This window comes from Streptosporangiales bacterium (genome assembly GCA_009379955.1).
Taxonomy (GTDB): domain Bacteria; phylum Actinomycetota; class Actinomycetes; order Streptosporangiales; family WHST01; genus WHST01.
Window position 1 is genome coordinate 14,067 of record WHST01000046.1, and the last position, 16,449, is coordinate 30,515.

Annotated in this window: 18 protein-coding genes and 1 pseudogene; 13 read left to right on the top strand and 6 right to left on the bottom strand. The window is 67.7% G+C overall.

The window, feature by feature from the left end; translation table 11 throughout:
* Positions 1-5 precede the first annotated feature (5 nt).
* The 4 genes from GEV10_15290 (at position 6) to GEV10_15305 (ending at position 4,147) form a co-directional block, all read left to right on the top strand.
* Positions 6-875, top strand: a complete 870-nt coding sequence (locus GEV10_15290) for a hypothetical protein (GenBank protein ID MQA79821.1) — start codon at positions 6-8, stop codon at positions 873-875.
* Between the two features lie 260 nt (positions 876-1,135).
* Positions 1,136-2,359 carry an ATP-binding cassette domain-containing protein gene (locus tag GEV10_15295; GenBank protein MQA79822.1) on the top strand — a complete coding sequence of 408 codons (1,224 nt, stop codon included), beginning with the start codon at positions 1,136-1,138 and terminating at the stop codon, positions 2,357-2,359.
* 65 nt (positions 2,360-2,424) lie between these two features.
* Entirely contained in the window at positions 2,425-3,144 is a 720-nt protein-coding gene (locus tag GEV10_15300; GenBank protein MQA79823.1) for an ABC transporter permease subunit, read from the top strand.
* A gap of 28 nt (positions 3,145-3,172) precedes the next feature.
* Complete coding sequence (locus tag GEV10_15305) at positions 3,173-4,147, top strand: amidohydrolase family protein (GenBank protein MQA79824.1); 975 nt, start codon at positions 3,173-3,175, stop codon at positions 4,145-4,147.
* Between the two features lie 165 nt (positions 4,148-4,312).
* Here GEV10_15305 and GEV10_15310 read toward each other — a convergent pair whose 3' ends face one another.
* Together GEV10_15310 and GEV10_15315 are read right to left on the bottom strand one after the other, a co-directional pair.
* Positions 4,313-4,747: a hypothetical protein gene (locus tag GEV10_15310; GenBank protein ID MQA79825.1), complete on the bottom strand. Its 435-nt coding sequence runs from the start codon at positions 4,745-4,747 to the stop codon at positions 4,313-4,315.
* Between the two features lie 250 nt (positions 4,748-4,997).
* Positions 4,998-6,107 carry a hypothetical protein gene (locus GEV10_15315; protein MQA79826.1) on the bottom strand — a complete coding sequence of 370 codons (1,110 nt, stop codon included), beginning with the start codon at positions 6,105-6,107 and terminating at the stop codon, positions 4,998-5,000.
* Between GEV10_15315 and GEV10_15320 the strand changes: the two genes are divergently transcribed.
* Complete coding sequence (locus tag GEV10_15320) at positions 6,097-6,567, top strand: DUF998 domain-containing protein (GenBank protein MQA79827.1); 471 nt, start codon at positions 6,097-6,099, stop codon at positions 6,565-6,567. The two genes, GEV10_15315 and GEV10_15320, sit on opposite strands and share 11 nt — an antisense overlap.
* 457 nt (positions 6,568-7,024) lie before the next feature.
* Here GEV10_15320 and GEV10_15325 read toward each other — a convergent pair whose 3' ends face one another.
* The gene (locus GEV10_15325) at positions 7,025-7,660 is read right to left on the bottom strand and encodes a TetR family transcriptional regulator (protein ID MQA79828.1); all 636 of its coding nucleotides are present in this window, start codon (positions 7,658-7,660) and stop codon (positions 7,025-7,027) included.
* Between the two features lie 95 nt (positions 7,661-7,755).
* Here GEV10_15325 and GEV10_15330 point away from each other — a divergent pair.
* Both GEV10_15330 and GEV10_15335 read left to right on the top strand, forming a co-directional pair.
* Positions 7,756-8,070 (top strand): annotated as a pseudogene (locus GEV10_15330) (rhodanese-like domain-containing protein).
* 191 nt (positions 8,071-8,261) lie between these two features.
* Positions 8,262-8,519, top strand: a complete 258-nt coding sequence (locus GEV10_15335) for a hypothetical protein (GenBank protein MQA79829.1) — start codon at positions 8,262-8,264, stop codon at positions 8,517-8,519.
* 195 nt (positions 8,520-8,714) lie between these two features.
* Here GEV10_15335 and GEV10_15340 read toward each other — a convergent pair whose 3' ends face one another.
* Both GEV10_15340 and GEV10_15345 read right to left on the bottom strand, forming a co-directional pair.
* The gene (locus tag GEV10_15340; protein MQA79830.1) at positions 8,715-9,206 is read right to left on the bottom strand and encodes a MarR family transcriptional regulator; all 492 of its coding nucleotides are present in this window, start codon (positions 9,204-9,206) and stop codon (positions 8,715-8,717) included.
* Between the two features lie 83 nt (positions 9,207-9,289).
* The gene (locus GEV10_15345; protein MQA79831.1) at positions 9,290-9,763 is read right to left on the bottom strand and encodes a MarR family transcriptional regulator; all 474 of its coding nucleotides are present in this window, start codon (positions 9,761-9,763) and stop codon (positions 9,290-9,292) included.
* Positions 9,764-9,859: 96 nt separating this feature from the next.
* On the opposite strand from GEV10_15345, the gene GEV10_15350 reads away from it, so the two are divergent.
* The 6 genes from GEV10_15350 to GEV10_15375 all read left to right on the top strand — a co-directional run bounded on the left by GEV10_15350 (position 9,860) and on the right by GEV10_15375 (position 15,845).
* Complete coding sequence (locus tag GEV10_15350; protein MQA79832.1) at positions 9,860-10,363, top strand: DoxX family protein; 504 nt, start codon at positions 9,860-9,862, stop codon at positions 10,361-10,363.
* A 29-nt stretch (positions 10,364-10,392) separates the two neighbouring features.
* Positions 10,393-10,956: an FMN reductase gene (locus tag GEV10_15355; GenBank protein MQA79833.1), complete on the top strand. Its 564-nt coding sequence runs from the start codon at positions 10,393-10,395 to the stop codon at positions 10,954-10,956.
* A gap of 12 nt (positions 10,957-10,968) precedes the next feature.
* Positions 10,969-11,364, top strand: coding sequence for a PPOX class F420-dependent oxidoreductase (locus tag GEV10_15360; protein MQA79834.1), 396 nt, complete (start codon positions 10,969-10,971; stop codon positions 11,362-11,364).
* A 145-nt stretch (positions 11,365-11,509) separates the two neighbouring features.
* Positions 11,510-12,922, top strand: coding sequence for a hypothetical protein (locus GEV10_15365; GenBank protein ID MQA79835.1), 1,413 nt, complete (start codon positions 11,510-11,512; stop codon positions 12,920-12,922).
* Positions 12,919-14,265, top strand: coding sequence for an FAD-binding protein (locus GEV10_15370; protein ID MQA79836.1), 1,347 nt, complete (start codon positions 12,919-12,921; stop codon positions 14,263-14,265). The genes GEV10_15365 and GEV10_15370 overlap by 4 nt, the downstream gene beginning before the upstream one ends.
* A gap of 110 nt (positions 14,266-14,375) precedes the next feature.
* On the top strand, positions 14,376-15,845 hold the full coding sequence (locus GEV10_15375; protein MQA79837.1) for an FAD-binding protein: 1,470 nt from the start codon (positions 14,376-14,378) through the stop codon (positions 15,843-15,845).
* 188 nt (positions 15,846-16,033) lie between these two features.
* On the opposite strand, the gene GEV10_15380 is transcribed toward GEV10_15375, so the two are convergent.
* The gene (locus GEV10_15380) at positions 16,034-16,438 is read right to left on the bottom strand and encodes a hypothetical protein (GenBank protein ID MQA79838.1); all 405 of its coding nucleotides are present in this window, start codon (positions 16,436-16,438) and stop codon (positions 16,034-16,036) included.
* Positions 16,439-16,449 lie beyond the last annotated feature (11 nt).

The following is a 16,449-nucleotide window of genomic DNA, read 5'->3' on the forward strand; positions in this document are numbered from 1 at the left end:
ACGAAGTGAACACGAGCGGAGACGGCACAAGGCCCACGCTGGCGTGGGTGGAGGGAACTGTCGCTCGGCCCGAGCTGAAGCGGCTCTGGGAGCTGATGGATGAACATGTTCGTGACCTGGCCGGCTCCGACTATGACGTGACCTTCGCCGTCCTTCCTATGCAGTCGGGCGGCGTGCGGTCCGCAGCGCCGAGTCTCGCGAACAGTGTGCTCGGACTCTCCGCGGCGCGAGAGGCGGCCGTCATCGGCAAGGCCGACCTGGTGGTGTTCAATGGGTGGACCATGCCAGTGCGGGTAACACGCGCGTTGTTGGATGTGTCGGTCACAGGTGTGGACGAAGGCTCGGTCTTCATGGGCTGCGTGCTTTCGCAGCGACCGGCCGTTGTGACTGTGTCGAAAGGCTTCAGGTGGGAGCTGGAGAGTCTGCTGGAAGAGTTCGGGCTACGGAGTCGTATGGCGACACCGCCAGTGTGGTGGCTCGACCCGGAGTCGACGCATGATGACGTCGTGCGTGCGGTGGACGACCCCGACGAGCTGGTCAGCAGAGTGGACTCAGTCGCGCAGCGGGCCGTCGCTGCCGGTGCCGACGCGATACTCCTTGGCTGCGGCTACTTCGGTGCCGTGCTGGCCCGGGCGGGTTACACGCACGTCAACGGTCGACCCGACGTACCGGTTTACGACTGCACGCGTCTCGCGTTGGAGTTCGGTTCGACTCTCTATCGCCTGCGAAAGGCCGGCATTGGTCCGAGTCGCCTGGGCTTCGCGCAGCCGTCGCCGGCTAGCCTAGCCGCGTTGGAGGGTATGTTGACTCACCTTACGGAGACGCGCGGTGAGGGCACCGGCGGAGTGAGGAATGCCTTGGTTCATACCGGATAATGACCCGGAGGTCTGGTCGCCTCGGTAGGCATGCACGATGCTCGCCGGCAGGCGACGTGCGCACGTTACCGGTGAAATTCAGGCCCCACAGTTGTCGGATCGCGCCCGGGGTACGAGGTGCTGAACGCGCTCGGTGGCCGGGAGGCCCATGGGACCTGGTGGAGCGCGGGCGGCTCATCTGCACGAAGGTCCCTGAGCTCGTTGCCGCGTCGCGTGACTGAGGACAGCGCACCCGCATCGTCTGGGTTGACCAAGACGCCATGCCACGGGAAGGTCCTCGGGCGTGGACGAGGTTCGCCGGCATGCAGGTCCCGTACGGTCTCGTCGAACGAACCGTCGAACGCGAGCTGCTCCCGATGGCCCGGGCACTCGACCTCGCGGTCACGACCTGGTCACCGCTGGCCAACGGGTTGCTCAGCGGCCGATACGGCACCGACCAGACGCGGCGGGACAACTCACGCGTCGCCGCGATCGCACCCGGCTCCGTGACGGAACGAAACCTGCAGATCGCCGACGCCGTGAACACGGTCGCGGCCGCTCGCGGCTGCAGCTCGAGCCGGGTCGCGCTCGCCTGTCCTCGTCATCTTGACCGGATCGTTGTGGTCTCGACTCGAGTCACGCCTGACCCACTGGCGGAACTAGCCGTGTCTGGCAACCAACCAAGGACAGATGGAGCGGCCGTGACAGAGCTCACCGTCGAGAACCTCACCGTCAAGTACGGGGTCGACACCAGCAACGAGCTGACCGCATGCGAGGGCATCGACCTCACGATCCAAGGCGACGAGTTCGTGACGATCATTGGTCCGAGCGGTTGCGGCAAGTCGACGCTCCTGCACGCGATGGTCGGTCTCATCAAGCCGAGTGAGGGGAACATCCGGTTCGGTGGACAGGAAGTGACGAGGCCGAACCCGAGGAATACTGCGTTCGTGTTCCAGGACTACAGCCTCTTTCCCTGGAAGTCGGTCGCGGAAAATGCGGGCCTCGGACTGCGGTTCGCCGGTGGCTCGAAAAAGGAAGCAGCTCAGCAGGCCAGGGCGCAGCTCGACTTCGTCGGGCTAGGAGACTTCGTCGACCGCCACCCGCGGGAACTCTCCGGTGGGATGCAGCAACGCGTCGCGATCGCCCGTGCGCTTGCGCTCGAGCCGAAGATGCTCCTCATGGATGAACCGTTCGGTGCCTTGGACGAGCAGACCAGGCGCAATCTCGGCAGCGACCTGTCGCGGATCCTTGGTGAGGCAGGACAGGCCGTCGTCATGATCACGCACAGCCTCGACGAAGCGATCTTCTGGGCGGACCGGATCATCGTGATGAGCGCCAGGCCGGGGAAGATCGCTGAAGAGATCAAGGTGACGGCCCCTCGACCCCGTGAGCTCGACTTCATGACGACAGCGCAGTTCCAGGACATTCGTGTGCACCTCTTCGAACAACTCCAACTGCACCAGCGTCATGGCGCCGAGCCTGCGTCGCGAGAGGCGATCGCGTGACACCCCAGGCAACGGCACGAAGGCCACGGTTGCGGGCGGTTCGGCGTCCAGCAGCCATCTGGGCGATGCGGCTCGGGCTTGTGGCGGCGGTGCTCGGCGTCTGGGTGTTCTTGACGAGCACCGGAGGTGTCTCCCCGCTGATCCTGCCCGAGCTTCCTGTCGTCGTGGACTCGTTCGTCAACGTGTTCACCCGGACCGAAACGTGGGGGCAGGCGGCGATTACCGTGCTCGAGATGCTCGCCGCATTCGCGATCGCGGCGGTAGCCGGGCTGCTCACCGGCTTCCTCGTCTCGAGGGGCAGGGTCGCCGCCCTGGCAGCCGAGCCGCTGCTTGCCTGGGGTTACATGTTCCCGTTCGCGCTGATCTATCCGATGCTCCTGCTCTGGGCCGGCGTCGGCGTCGAGTCGAAGATCATGTACGGGGCGCTCGGTGCGTTCTTCCCGATCGCGTACAACACCATCCGAGGCCTGCGCAGCGTCGACAAGAAGTATCTGCAGGTCGGTCAGGCCTACGGCGCGTCCCGCCTGCAGACCGACCTCAACATCAAGCTCGGCGCCGCCCGACCGATGATCCTGGCTGGCCTGCGGATCGGCTCGTCGGTCGTCGCCATCTACGTCGTCCTCGCGGAGTTGCTCGGATCCAACCAGGGTCTCGGGCACGCGATTGAGCAGGCATCGAGCCGGCTGAAGACCGCGGACTCCTATGCGACGGTCGCCCTGCTGATCCTGATCACGGTCATCCTGCAGCGGATCATGGAGCGGCTGCTGCGGACACGACACGAATAGCCGAGCCGACGACCAAGGATCGAGACACATGAACGACGATTCCCCGCACGACGAACGGGATCTGCTTGTCCGCGGTGGGCTGGTCCTGCGCGACACGGCCGTCGACAGCCGGCTGGAGCCACTGGACATCCGTATCAGCGACGGCGTGATCGTCGAGCTCGCAGATCGGATCGAGACCCCGCCGGGCCGAGAGGTCGAGGTGCTCGACGTCTCCGGCAAGCTGGTCATCCCTGGCATGATCAACTCGCATTACCACTCGCATGACACGCTTGCCAAGGGAACGCTCGAAGAGGAGCCGCTCGAGTTCTGGCGCCTTCTCGCTCTGCCGCCGCAGTTCCCGCCGCGGACCCGCGAGGAGGTGAAGGCACGGACCCTTATCGGTGCCTACGAGAACCTCTGTTCCGGCATGACCACTGTGCAGGACATGGTCACCCTCTTCCCGTTCGAGCCAGACCACCTCGACGCTGTCATCGAGGCGTACGAGGAGATCGGCCTGCGCGCGGTCGTCGGCCTGCAGTACGCGGACAAGAAGGGGATCACCACCATTCCGTACTGGGAGGACGTGTTCCCGTCCGAACTGCACGGCGGCCTGTCCACGGCAGCGGAGCCCGACAAGAAGAACGACCAACTGGCCTACCTCGAGGCGACCTACCTCGGCGAGTCGCTCGAGGTCGGGTACAAGGGAGATGTCGTGGCACTCGACCTGGCCGACCCGTCGTTCGTCCCGCTGAACAGCCCGGTGCGGCAACTGGTGTACGCAGAGTCCGGTCGTGCCGTGACCGATGTCGTGGTCGACGGGCGCGTCGTCATCAAGGACCGCGCTCTGCGCACCATGAGTCGGGACGCCTTGGTCGAACAGGTCAACGAGCTCGCACCGAAGTACATGGCGGACTTCCGAGCGGTCAAGGAGCGGACGGAGAAGCTCCGCCCATACCTGCTCGAGGCGCACCGGCGTACCTGGAGTGCGGATGTCGGTCTCAACCGCATGTTCACGGGGGAGTGACGGAGCCATCCCGAGCTCGTCGAGGTCATCCACGCCGAGCTCGCCAGCGTCAACGTGGCGTGTGTCTGCGACCCAGAGCTTCTATGCACCAGGCCCTGGACTCCAGGTGGTCGACATGGCGGTCATCGTGGGAGTCGCCGAGAGAGGAGCCAATCTCTGGAACGATCAGCGTGCCCGGATGGTCCGCGCACGTCTGGCTACGGCAGCAACGACCCCAGCGGTCAGACCGACGCCGAGACCGATCGTCATGGCGATCACGAGCGCGTAGCCGTGCAGGACCAACTCGCGAAGTGGCGGGCTGAATCGCTCGGCCAACCTGACGGCGCTCTGCAGCGGGTGATGCCCAAGGGACGACCCGGCGGCCCAGAGTGCCTCGTGCACAATGACCAGCGAGAGTCCGTAGAGCGTCCCGGCGACGAGATGATCCTTGATCGGACTGCCAGTCCGACGACATACCGCAACTGCCAACCAGACGGCAAACGGTGTCAGTGCGAGCACGTAGTAGATCGACGAACTCTCCGGTGCGACGATGCCCAGATCCGCAAGAATGGTCCGCGGCAAGCCTAGGGCGATCAAGCCCAGCAGGAGCCATCCGGGCATTTCGGTGCCGAGGAGATTGCGCCTGAGGCGGCCAGGACTCCTGATCGCACCCTGGGCTGCGTCGGGGTCTGTGTCCCCTCCACGGGGATGAAGTCGTTGGACCATGACACACACTCCAATCCGAATGCCCTCTACGGTCGCTGCGCGCCCGCCGGGTGGCGTCAGTCGTGAAGCGACACTTCGGCTACGTCGAGCTATGTACGCCGCCAACCCGTTGGTCACACGGTGTCGGACGGGTCGGGTCGGCGTGTCAGGCGGCCACCGTCCGGAACCGCTGTGAGCCGCGGGCCAGGCTGATCGCCGCGACCACGCACCAGACCATGCCCAGCAGGCGGCCTGCAAGGATCAGGACCGAGGCGTAGTACACGGCCAGCGAGACGAGCGATCCGACGGCCAAGACCGCGACGACGATCGCGAAGACCCGAACCGGTGTTGACATACCCGGGATACGGGACGCGGCCAAGGCGAACAGGCCGAGGAATGCGACGTGCGCGGTGCCGCCGGCGATGAAGCTCGATGTCCGGAGCAAGGCAACGGTCTCCGGCGTCATGCCGGCTGCGAGGGCGCACAGCACCCAGGCCAGAACGCCGGACACCACGATGGCGGCGACGGCTGCCACACCGGCACCGATGGCCGAACGCCGAGCAGGACCGCCGACCGGCCGGGTGATCGTCGCGACCGCGGCGACGAAGACGGCGAGGAAGGCGACCGACAGCAGCATGATGGCCGCCTGTACCGCACCGGCCACGGCGTTCTCCACGATCCACGCCCGGGTCACGTCACCGCTGACGTTGGGCTGTGGAGACGGACTGGACGCGAACGACGAACTGATCGGGTCTGACGCGAGATAGCTCAGGACGAAGCCCGCCGCGCCGACGAGAAGCACGACGGCTCGGCCCCGGCTCGACGCGATGCCTGAGGTGGATGTGGTGCCTGTCATGGTGAACTCCCGTGGTCGATGCTGTCGGGCCGGCATCAGCCTGGCGCGACGCACGTCGGACATCGTCCGCTCGGCGACGGCTTGTTCCCTACGCACCCTGACGTAGACGTGCACGCGTCGGTACGCCACGAGGCGTAGCCGACGTGTCGCACCACAACGGACGCCACCTGGCGTGCGCGCAGCGATCGTCAGGGCATGAAGCCATTGATCAAGCACCAGGGCAGGTTTCCGGCCCTGCAGCAGCAACGCCTGGGGGCGGTGTGTTGGCTGTTGACCGTCCTCTATTTCGCGGTGGAACCAGTGGTCGCCTCGGCGTGGGGCACGCCCTACAGTTTCGCCGGCGACACGATCAGCATGCTCGGCATCACTGACTGTGTCCCGGCCGGAGACGTCTCTCGCCAATCCGGGCTTGTTCACCATGGCATGTGTTGCTGAACGGCTCGTTCATCACCCTAGGGGTGCTGACCGGCGCGGGCGCGGTCCTGCTGCGCGGTGTGTGGCCCGGCGAAGGATGACAGCCGTCGGACTGGTGCTTGTCGTCCTAACCAGCCTCAGTACTGCCGCCACGGGGCTGTTTCCGCTGAACGTCAGCATGGTGGCGCATTCGATCGCCTCGCTGCCACAGTTCCCTGTACAGGATCTCGGCATGCTCTTGCTCGGCGTCGTGTGGTGGCAGGACAATCGGGGAGCCGCCGTCTTATCGCTGCTGTGTGGCCTGGTCGGGCTGGTCGGCCTGGTGCTGTTCGTCGGCGCGACACCGTGGGGTCTCGGGCTGGGGGGCATGGAGCGGCTGGCGTTGTACCCGGAAACGGTCTGGAGTGCCGTCGTCGGGGTGTTCGTGCTTTGGCGTTGCCGAGCTCGGGCCGGCGTCGCGCACTGACTACGTCGAGAGCGGGACGGACTACACCACTCGGCACGACCCGACCCAGCGCCAGTGTCCGGTTGGGGATCCCAACCGAGCGGACTGAGACGGTAGCGCGTGCCCGGTCGCGGGCCCTAGAAGACCGTGACCTGGCAGTCGAGCAGGCTCCGTCCGGCGTTGCTGCTTGCGCTTTCCAATGGCCTCGCGATCGAGCAGCTCCTTGACCCGGAAGGCGCAGATCAGTCACTGCTGCCGACACTCTTGGAGGCATTGGGCTCAGCGCCGCCGTATCGGAGAGGTTCCACCGTCGCGTCACTACTGCATGACCCCACCGCTGTGTCGATAGCGGAGCCTCGTCACACACACGGGTCTGCGCTGGTGACGCCCATCTATCCGCGATCGTGGCTGCCGCCGCCGCATGCCTCGGTCGCGACCACCGATGACCAAGCACGTCGACACCCGGGTCCGTGCGGGATCATGTCAGCTGGCTCTCGCCGATGCCCGCTTCGAGCTGATCCAGAGCACGCCGACCTTCCTCGATGACCATGGTCGCGATCTCGGTGACCGGCCGGTCGGCGATGGCGAGCCGGTGCACGATGTTCTGCATGGTCTGGGTGACGCCGATCATGGCGTTCGCGATCACCCAGGCTTGGGCGGAGGTCACCGCCGCACCGCGTTCGGCGATGATCAACTCGGCGACCCGTTCGGTGCAGCGATCGAAGTTCTGACGTGCTCGAAGCTGGAGCGCGGGACTGCCGGCGATGACCTGGGCATGACGGGCGATCGCCTGGATCGGCGCCTGGTCCTGCTGGGCCAGAGCGCCCCGGACCCGAATCGAGAACCTCCGAAACGCGTCTAGCAGCGGCACCTGCGCCGGACGAGATGCGAGCGTGTCGACGAGCTCTTGCTCGAAGGCCCTGCTCCCTCCGAACACCAGGTCCTCCTTGGTCGGGAAGTAGTTGTACACCGTCCCCGGGGACACCTCGGCGGCCTCGGCCACATCGACCACCCGCACGGCATCGAACCCCTGCTCCACGAACAGGTCGATCGCCGCGGTGACGATGCGCTCATGCCGAGCCAGCTTCTGTCGTTCCCGCAGACCCGTGCCCACACCGACATCCTAACAGTGCCTATAGTGACTTCAAACATGAAGCTACTTTAAGAGTCGCCTTCTCGGACGCATGTCGCATCGAACGGAGGATCACTGTGGAGACCATCAATCGTGCGGAGCTGGCCGAGGCGCTCACGGCCGGGACGGTCACGGTCGTCGACGCCTTGCCGGCCGCTCCGTTCGCCAACCGGCACCTACCCGGCGCGCTCAATCTGACCATCGAGGAGATCGCCGACGTCGCCGACATGCTGCCTGACAAGGCCGCCGCGGTCGTCACCTACTCCACCGACGCGTCCTGCACCCGTGGACCAGAACTGGCCGAGGCCCTCACCGCCGCCGGCTACGGCAACGTCCGCGTCTACACCGACGGGATTGCCGACTGGGCGGCCGTTGGCCTTCCCCTCGAATCCGGCGCCACCGCGGAGAAGCCGTCCGAGCCGCCGACCGCCACCGGATCGTCCGACGACCACGACGCCGTCCGGGCACTGGTACGGCAGTGGGCGGAGCTGGAACGCACCCAAGACGCCGACGGTCTCCAGAACCTGCTCACCGATCAGTTCACCGGCATCGGCCCGGTCGGGTTCGTCCTCGACGCCCGACAATGGGCCGACCGACACCGCGGCGGCGACCTGGTCAACACGCGTTCGACGTCACCGACATCCAGATCGCCGGATACGGCGACACCACCGTCGTGCACGCCGTCGAAACCCAACGCACCACCGCCCGAGGCCACGACAACAACGGATCCTTCCGAGCCGGACTCACCCTCATCCGCGGCGCCGACGGCTGGAAGATCGCCCACATCCAGCTATCAGGCCCCATGATCCAACCCCCACAGAACCCGCCGTTCACCCAGTGACCCGGACACTCGGTCCGACGAGTGCACCCGGTCCGAGAAATGACTGGCGGCAACGCGTTGCCTTTGTTGGGTGTATCCGTTCTTCGTCGGCACCGGCTCGGCCAGTGACCTGCTCTACCGCGCTGGATCGTCCCCCCGATGGGCAGGCGCAGGCCGCTCACCGAGGCCGGCTGTGACGCGACAGGCATCGCCGAGCTACGCGCCACCGGGGTTATCCGCTGAACCACCGGCGACCGCGCCGGGGCGTACGGTGTCGCGCACGACGCTCAGCGCCTTCATCAGGGCATCGAGCTGCTTGACACCGAGGACGCCGGTGAAGCATGCGTCGATCTCCTTGAGTAGCGGCGGAAGAACGGCGCGTACGCGGTCGTGTCCCTGCTTCGTGAGCACCGCGAACGAGCTACGTCGGTCGCCTGGACATGGCTCGCGCTGAACCAGTCCGTGTCGTTCGAGCCGGTCGACGACCCGGGTGACACCGCTCGTCGACATCGAGGTCTGGACGGCGAGGTCGGTCATCCGCAGCCGGCTCTTCGGGGATCGGGCGAGCCGGATCAGGGTGTCGAAGTCGTTTCCCGAGATGCCGTGGCTGGTGTGCACGGGGGTCAGTCGGCTGGTGACACCTTCGTACACCTCGATGAGCAGACCCATCGCGGTGAGTCGCGGGTCGTCGAAGTCGGGTCTGGCCATTCCGACAGTGTACGCGATCTAGTTGACGTGGGGAAAACTGCGAGCGCAAGGGTGTGGTCCTCTGCCCGCACGACGTGGGAGGTCTAGCCGCTACTCCCGGCTGCCGCGCCGGGGCGGACGGTGTCCCGTACCGCGCGCAGCGCCTGCAGGGCGGCGTCCAGATCGGCCGGTGGTAGCAGGCTGATGAACCACCGGTCGATGGCCTCGACGAGGATCGGGAGTACGGCGGCCAGCTGTTCGGCGCCGGCGTCGGTGAGCACCGCGTACGAGCCGCGCCGGTCGCCGAGATACGACTCGCGGCATACCAGGCGTCGCAGTTCCAGGCGGTCGACGAGCCGGGTGGCTCCGCCGGTGGACAGGGACATCTGCGCCGCGAGGTCACCCATCCGCAGCCGCCGACCCGGCGACCGGGCGAGCCGGATGAGCGCGTCGAAGTCGGGCATGCCGTCGAGCTGGTCGGCGAACAGCGTGCCGGTCCTGGCTCGAAGGCTGCTCCGGACTTCGATCACAAGGCCGACCGCGGTCAAGCGATGGTCGGCGAGCTGTTCCTCGGTCATGCGTCCACGGTACGACTTATTTGACGTGCGGAAAACTACCGCAGCAACATTGACCTCGAGCCACCGCCCTGGAGGCGTCGTCCATCTGCTGTTCTCTTGACACGCGGAACTTCCTCGATGAAGATAAGTAGTTGTCACAGCAGATATCCGCATCGCAGGTTCTTTGGAGGGATCATGGCGAACGAGATCACGGCGCGGGAAGCGCCGGCCCAGGCCGGCACCTCTCGTGGTGTCAACGCGCTGCTCTGGGTGCTGCAGGCCTTCGCGGCCGCCGGGTTCGTATTCGGCGCCTTCGGCAAGTTCACGGCATTCCCCGCGGCGGTCGAGGTCTTCCAGTCGATGGGCACCGCGGGCTGGATGCCCTACGTCATCGCGCCACTCGAGGTGCTCGGGGCCATCGCACTCGTCGTGCCGCAGCTCCGGCTGTACGGCCTCGCCGCGGTCGCCTTCGTGGCGCTCACCGTCGGCGCAGTCATCAGCCACCTTGTCTGGGGTGGCAACCCGATGTCGGCCGTCATGCTGCTCGTCATCTCCGCGGCCATCGCGTGGGGTCGCCGCTCGAACACGGCCGACCTGTTCGCCCGTCTCGGCCGCCGGTGACCACCTCGATCGACGAACGGAAGTGAGTCATGACCAACGTCCTCGCCATCTCAGGCAGTCTGCGGACCGGTTCGTTCAACTCGATGCTGATCGAGGCCGCGCGCGAGCGCGTGCCGTCCGGGATGAGCATCGAGGTCTATGAAGGGCTGCGCGACATCCCGCCGTACGACAGTGGGATCGACACCGAGGCACCGCCGCCGCCGGTGGCGGACCTGCGGGCCCGCATCGCCGCGGCCGACGGTCTGCTGATCGCGACGCCGGAGTACAACTACGGCGCACCCGGCGTGCTGAAGAACGCCCTCGACTGGGCGTCGACGCCGCCGTGGGCTTCCGTGCTGCAGGGTAAGCCGGTGGCGCTGATGGGCGCCTCCCCGACGCCGTTCGGGACCGTGCGCGCACAGCTGGCGCTGCGCCAGGTCTTCCTCTGGACGGGCTCGCCCGTCGTGACGAAGCCTGAGGTGCTGGTCTTCAGTGCATACGAGCGGTTCGACGCCGACGGACGCTTGACCGACGAGGGCACCGCGGAGCTGGTGTCGGGGCTGCTCGCGGCGTTGGACGCCGAGATCCTGGCTCTGCTCCCGGTCGCGGTCTGAGTGGTGAGCGAGATGGACAGGACGATCGTGACCACGAGCGTGTTCTCCGCGGCGGAGCTGGCGTACCTCACGAACGACGCGGGGTTGGGTCGCCTGGCCACGGTGGACTCCGCCGGTGCCCCGCACGTCGTGCCCACCGGCTGGACGTACAACGCGGAGCTCGACACCATCGACGTGGGTGGTCGAGACCTCACGGCCACCCGCAAGTTCCGCAACGTCCGTGCCCATCCGCAGGTCTGTCTGGTCATCGACGACGTGCAGCCACCGTGGCATCCGCGGTGCGTGCAGGTGCGTGGGGAGGCTGAGGCGATTCCCCACATGACCGGACCGGACGGCGAGGACCACGGTGCCATCATCCGAATCCTTCCGACCAGGGTCGTGAGCTGGGGCCTCGACGGCGGCGACTGACCGTCAGCGGATCCCACCCGCTCCCGACCCACGACGGAAGACCGCATCCCTTGGCGGAGGCGGTCTTCCGTCGTCTTGCATGCCGGCACGACTCACGTGTCGGCATCGCGGGTTCACGTGATGACGGGGGCACGCGCCGCTTCGCATGCTTGATCACAGCGGCCGACGCGGGCCGCACAGACGCCGAGGCGAACAGGAGACCGTCGTGGACTCACGCATCGACCTGGCGATCGGCGTGCTGGCCGCGCTCGCGATCATCCTTGTGGCCACCGGTGTCTGCGGACGACTGGCACAGGCGGTGGGGCAGCCGCGCGTCGTCGGCGAGATGGTCGCCGGCGTCGTCCTCGGCCCGTCGATCTTCGGCGCGGTGCTGCCGTCCGTCCAGCAGGACCTCTTCACGCCCGACATCAAGAACGTGCTGTACGTGCTGAGCACGATCGGCCTGACGTTCTACATGTTCCTGGTCGGCGCGGGCATCGACCATCAGTTCCTGAACCGCCGGTCGATCAGGCGGGCCGCGACGGTCGCGTCGTCCGGGATCGTCGTCCCGCTGGTTCTCGGCGCGGGCACCGGCCTGCTGCTCGCCGACCGACTCGCCGGTCAGGGAACATCGACCGCGGGGTTCGCGCTGTTCCTCGGCGCAGCGCTGGCGGTGACCGCCTTCCCGGTGCTCGCGCGCATCCTGCAGGAACGTCGGATGACGAGCACCCCGCTGGGCTCGATGACACTCGTGGCGGCCGCCATCGACGACGCTGCGGCGTGGGCGCTGCTCGCCGTCGTCGTGGCCCTCGGTGCCGCGGGATCCACCTCGGGGGTGTTGATCGCGATCCTCGGCGCGGCGCTCTTCGCCGTCGGAATGTTCACCCTGGGACGCCGGCTGCTCCGTCTCCTCGTGCGGCGGGTCGAGCGTGCCGGCACGATGACGCACGGCTCCGTGGTCGTCGTGCTGCTCATCGTCGTCGCGTGCGGGTGGTTCACCGACACGATCGGCATCCACTCGGTCTTCGGCGGCTTCATCGCCGGTGTCGCGCTGCCCGCATCCCCAGTGCTGCGCCGTGAGCTGACCACACGACTCGCCGACGTCAACGCGGTGCTGCTGATGCCCGTGTTCTTCGTCTTCTCCGGCCTGAACACCGAGCTCGCCGGACTGCTGGACATCAGCCTGCTGCTGCCCCTCGCGCTCCTCATGCTCGTCGCCTTCGTCGGCAAGTACGTCGGCTGCGCGCTGGTGGTACGGCTGCACGGCTTCTCCTGGCGACACGCGTCCGCCGTCGGGGCGCTGATGAACGCGCGTGGCGTGATGATCCTGATCTTCATCAACGTGGGACTCGGGCAGGGCGTGATCGGTCCGCCGCTCTTCACGATGCTCGTGCTCGTCGCGGTGGTGACCACGGCGGCCGCGACGCCCATCTACCGTGCCTCGTTCCCGGTCTCTCTCGAGGACGCCGAGCGCGGCGCCGACGACCGATCGAGTGTCGACGCCGCCGACCCGCGGCCGATCCCGACCGCAGGCACCGTACGGACGACCACGTTGACCGAGAGGAAGGAACCCGCATGACATCCCACGACGACCGCCACCACGACGATGCCGTGTCGCCAGACGTCGACATCATCGTCATCGGAGCGGGTCCCGCCGGAGCCACCGCCGCCTTCGAGCTGGCCAGCGCGGGCCGCTCGGTGTTGATGATCGAGCGGCGCACTCTGCCCCGGTTCCATGTCGGCGAGTCGGGCCTGACGTACACGGCCGAGCTGCTGCGCCGGATGGGCCTCTACGAGGACGCCGCCGCGCAGGGCTACCCGGTGAAGACCGGCGCGGAGTTCATCTTCCCCAGTGGGGATTTCCGCCGCACCGACTTCGCCGACCAGGGTCCCGGTCGCCAACCGACGACGTTCCAGGTGGAGCGCGCGCACTTCGACGAGTTCCTCACCCGGCACGCGGTGGCGAAGGGCGCGGTCCTGCTCGAGGACGCCATCGCCAAGGAGCTCCTCCTCGACGGCGACGGCCGGGTGGTCGGCGTCCAGTACGAGCACGACGGTGTCGTGCGCACCGTGCGGGCGCCGTGGGTGCTGGACGCCGGCGGCCGGGCCAGCAAGGTGGCCCAGCACTTTCACACCCGTAAGGAGATCAGCTGGCTGCGCAACGTGGCGGTCTTCCGGCACTTCGACGGCCTGGACGAGCGGCACAACCCCGGCCACGAGGGTGACATCCAGATCGGTGGTCACCAGGACGGCTGGCTGTGGGCGATCCCGATCTGGCCGGCCACGATCAGCGTCGGGTCCGTCATGCCCAAGTCCGTGCTCCGCGCGGGCGCGAGCCGAGCAGAGTTGCTGGACGACCACATCGCCCGTGTGCCCCGCATCGTGGAGCGGCTGAAGGGCACCACGCCGAGGCCCGACGTCCACGTCGAGTCGGATTACTGCTACTACTCCGACACGGTCACCGGGCCGGGCTGGATGATGGCCGGTGACGCCGGTACGTTCATCGACCCGATCTTCTCCGGCGGTGCGTTCCTCGCGATGACGACGGGGCGAGCGGCGGCGCGGACGCTGAACCGGATCCTCGACGAACCGGGGAGCGCCGGGACCGAGCAGCTCGCGTACGCCAACCTCTACAAGACTGGATACGACTCGTACACGCGGCTCATCTCCGCGTACTACGAGTCGGAGTACCGGCTGGGCGCCTACCTGCAGCAGATCGGCTTCAGCGTCGACAACGACAGGTGGTTCGCCCGGATGCTCAGCGGAGACTTCTGGAGCGACCTCAACCCGCTGACCGGCTGGCTGCGCGAGCAGCGGCGCTGGGACACGTTCGAGCCCTTCGACGTCGTGCGCGAGTGCCCGGTCTACCCCGAGCTCGACGCAGAGGAGCGCGAGCACGCGGGGTCGGCGGCGGCGCGGTAGCGGGTGGCGTCATGCGGTGGTCGAGGCTCGCCGGCTGGTTGCGGCTCGCGGGCCCGACCATCGGCGGTGGACCGACGGGGCCGGCACGGCGAGAGCACGAGGGAGTCACCATGACCAACACCACGCTCGACGCGACGTCTCCCGCGCTCGTCGAGGCGGTCGCGCCCGCACCATCCGACCACCGCAACGGCACACGCCACGGACCGGCGGCCCCGGTGGTCGGGGAACTCGTTCCGCGGGTGCGTGGCGACGTCTTTCTTCCCGGTGACGCCGGCTACGACGAGAGCCGTACGGGCTACAACCTTGCGGTCGACCACCGCCCGGTCGCCGTCGTCCGGGCCGGTGGAGTCGCGGATGTGATGGCCACGGTCGCGTTCGCGACCGTGCACGATCTTCCGGTCGGCGTCCTCAACTCCGGGCACGGTGCGTCCGCTCCCGCCGACGGCGGGATCCTGGTCGATCCGCGCCGGATGCGCAGCGTGCGCGTCGACCCGATGGCCGGCGTCGCGCGGATCGAGGCGGGCGCGCGCTGGGACGACGTCATCCACGAGGCCGCCGTGTTCGGCCTGGCGCCGTTGAGCGGGTCCTCGCCGGGGATCGGCGCGGTCGGGTACACGCTCGGTGGTGGCCTCGGGCTGCTGGGCAGGGCGTTCGGCTACGCGGCGGACCACGTCCGCAGCATCGACGTCGTCACCAGGCACGGCATGTTGCGCCAGGTCAATGCCGAGCAGTACGCGGACCTGTTCTGGGCACTGCGCGGCGGCAAGGGCAACTTCGGGGTCGTCACGTCGATGGAGATCGGTCTCTTCCCGGTGCCCAGGCTCTACGGCGGCGGGCTCTACTTCCGCGGCAGCGCCGCGTCCGACGTGCTCGCCGCGTACCGGCGCTGGCTGCGTACGGTTCCCGACGAGCTCGGGTCGTCGATCGCGCTGACCAGGTTCCCGTGGGGCGCCGGTGTCCCCGAGGAGCTGCGTGGACGGTTCGTCGTCCACGTGCGCATCGCCTACCACGGCTCGGCCGCCGACGGTGAGGCGTTGGTGCGACCGTTGCGGCGCGTCGCGTTCCCGTTGCTCGACACGGTCGCCGACCGGCCGTACACCACGAGCGGTGAGATCCACGACGATCCGCCGCATCCGTTCGCTCTGTACGAGACCACCGCCTGCCTCAGTGAGTTCGACGAGGACGCGGTCGACGAGCTGCTGTACGCCGCCGGTCCTGACAGCAGTTGCCCGCTGCGGCTGGTGGAGGTGCGGCACCTCGGTGGCGCGCTTGGCCGGCCGCCGACGGTGCCGAACGCGGTCGGCAACCGGGATGCCGCGTTCCTGCTGTACGTCGCGGGTGTCAGCGGACCGGACGGCGCCGAGGCGGTGCGCGACTGCGGACAGCTCGTCCTGGACCGGATGGCGCCGTGGACGACCGGTGGTGTGAGCCCCAACTTCCTCGGCGCGGCCGACGCCACGCCGGACCGCGTCCGGGCAGCGTATGCGCCGGAGGACTACCGGCGGCTGAGGCGGGTGAAGCGCGCGTACGACCCGGAGAACCTGTTCCGGCTCACCCACAACATCCCGCCCGCGGGCTGAGAACGTCAGGTGGACTGGTTGGACGCAGCCTCGACAGCAACTTCGATCGCGTCGAGGTACTCCCACCACATCCTGCTGTCCCTTCTGCTTGTTCGTCTTGCGTAGGGCAGCGAACGCTGATGCGGTGCCGCCACCTACGGCCCCGGTCGCGGAACCGTTGCCGCGACCGGGGTCCGTGGGGCCCTGGGTCAGCTCTTGTCCGGCAGGGTCAGCTGCAGGGTGTAGTGGTGGATGTCGGGGCTCGCCGGGTCGATGTGCATCTCGCCGGTGGCGCCGGCGTACGCGCCGGTGCCACCGGTGATCGCCGCGTAGAACGGGGGCGGCGGGAAGACCTCCTGGACGAACGTCTGGAACGCGATCGTGCCCTCGGGCAGCATCATGCTGACGTTGCACAGGATGTAGTACGAGGCGTCGTCCTCGACGCGCACGACGGAGCAGGAGCCACCGTCGAAGCCGACCTCTTCGTCGTCGAGGAACAGGGCGTGCGTGAACATGCTGCGGTCGCCGAGGTTGACGTCGGCGCTGCCGTTCTTGAACACCTCACGCCGGAGGGGCTTGGCGACGAGCTTGAGGGTCTTGGTGGTGTCCTGCATGGTGAACTCCC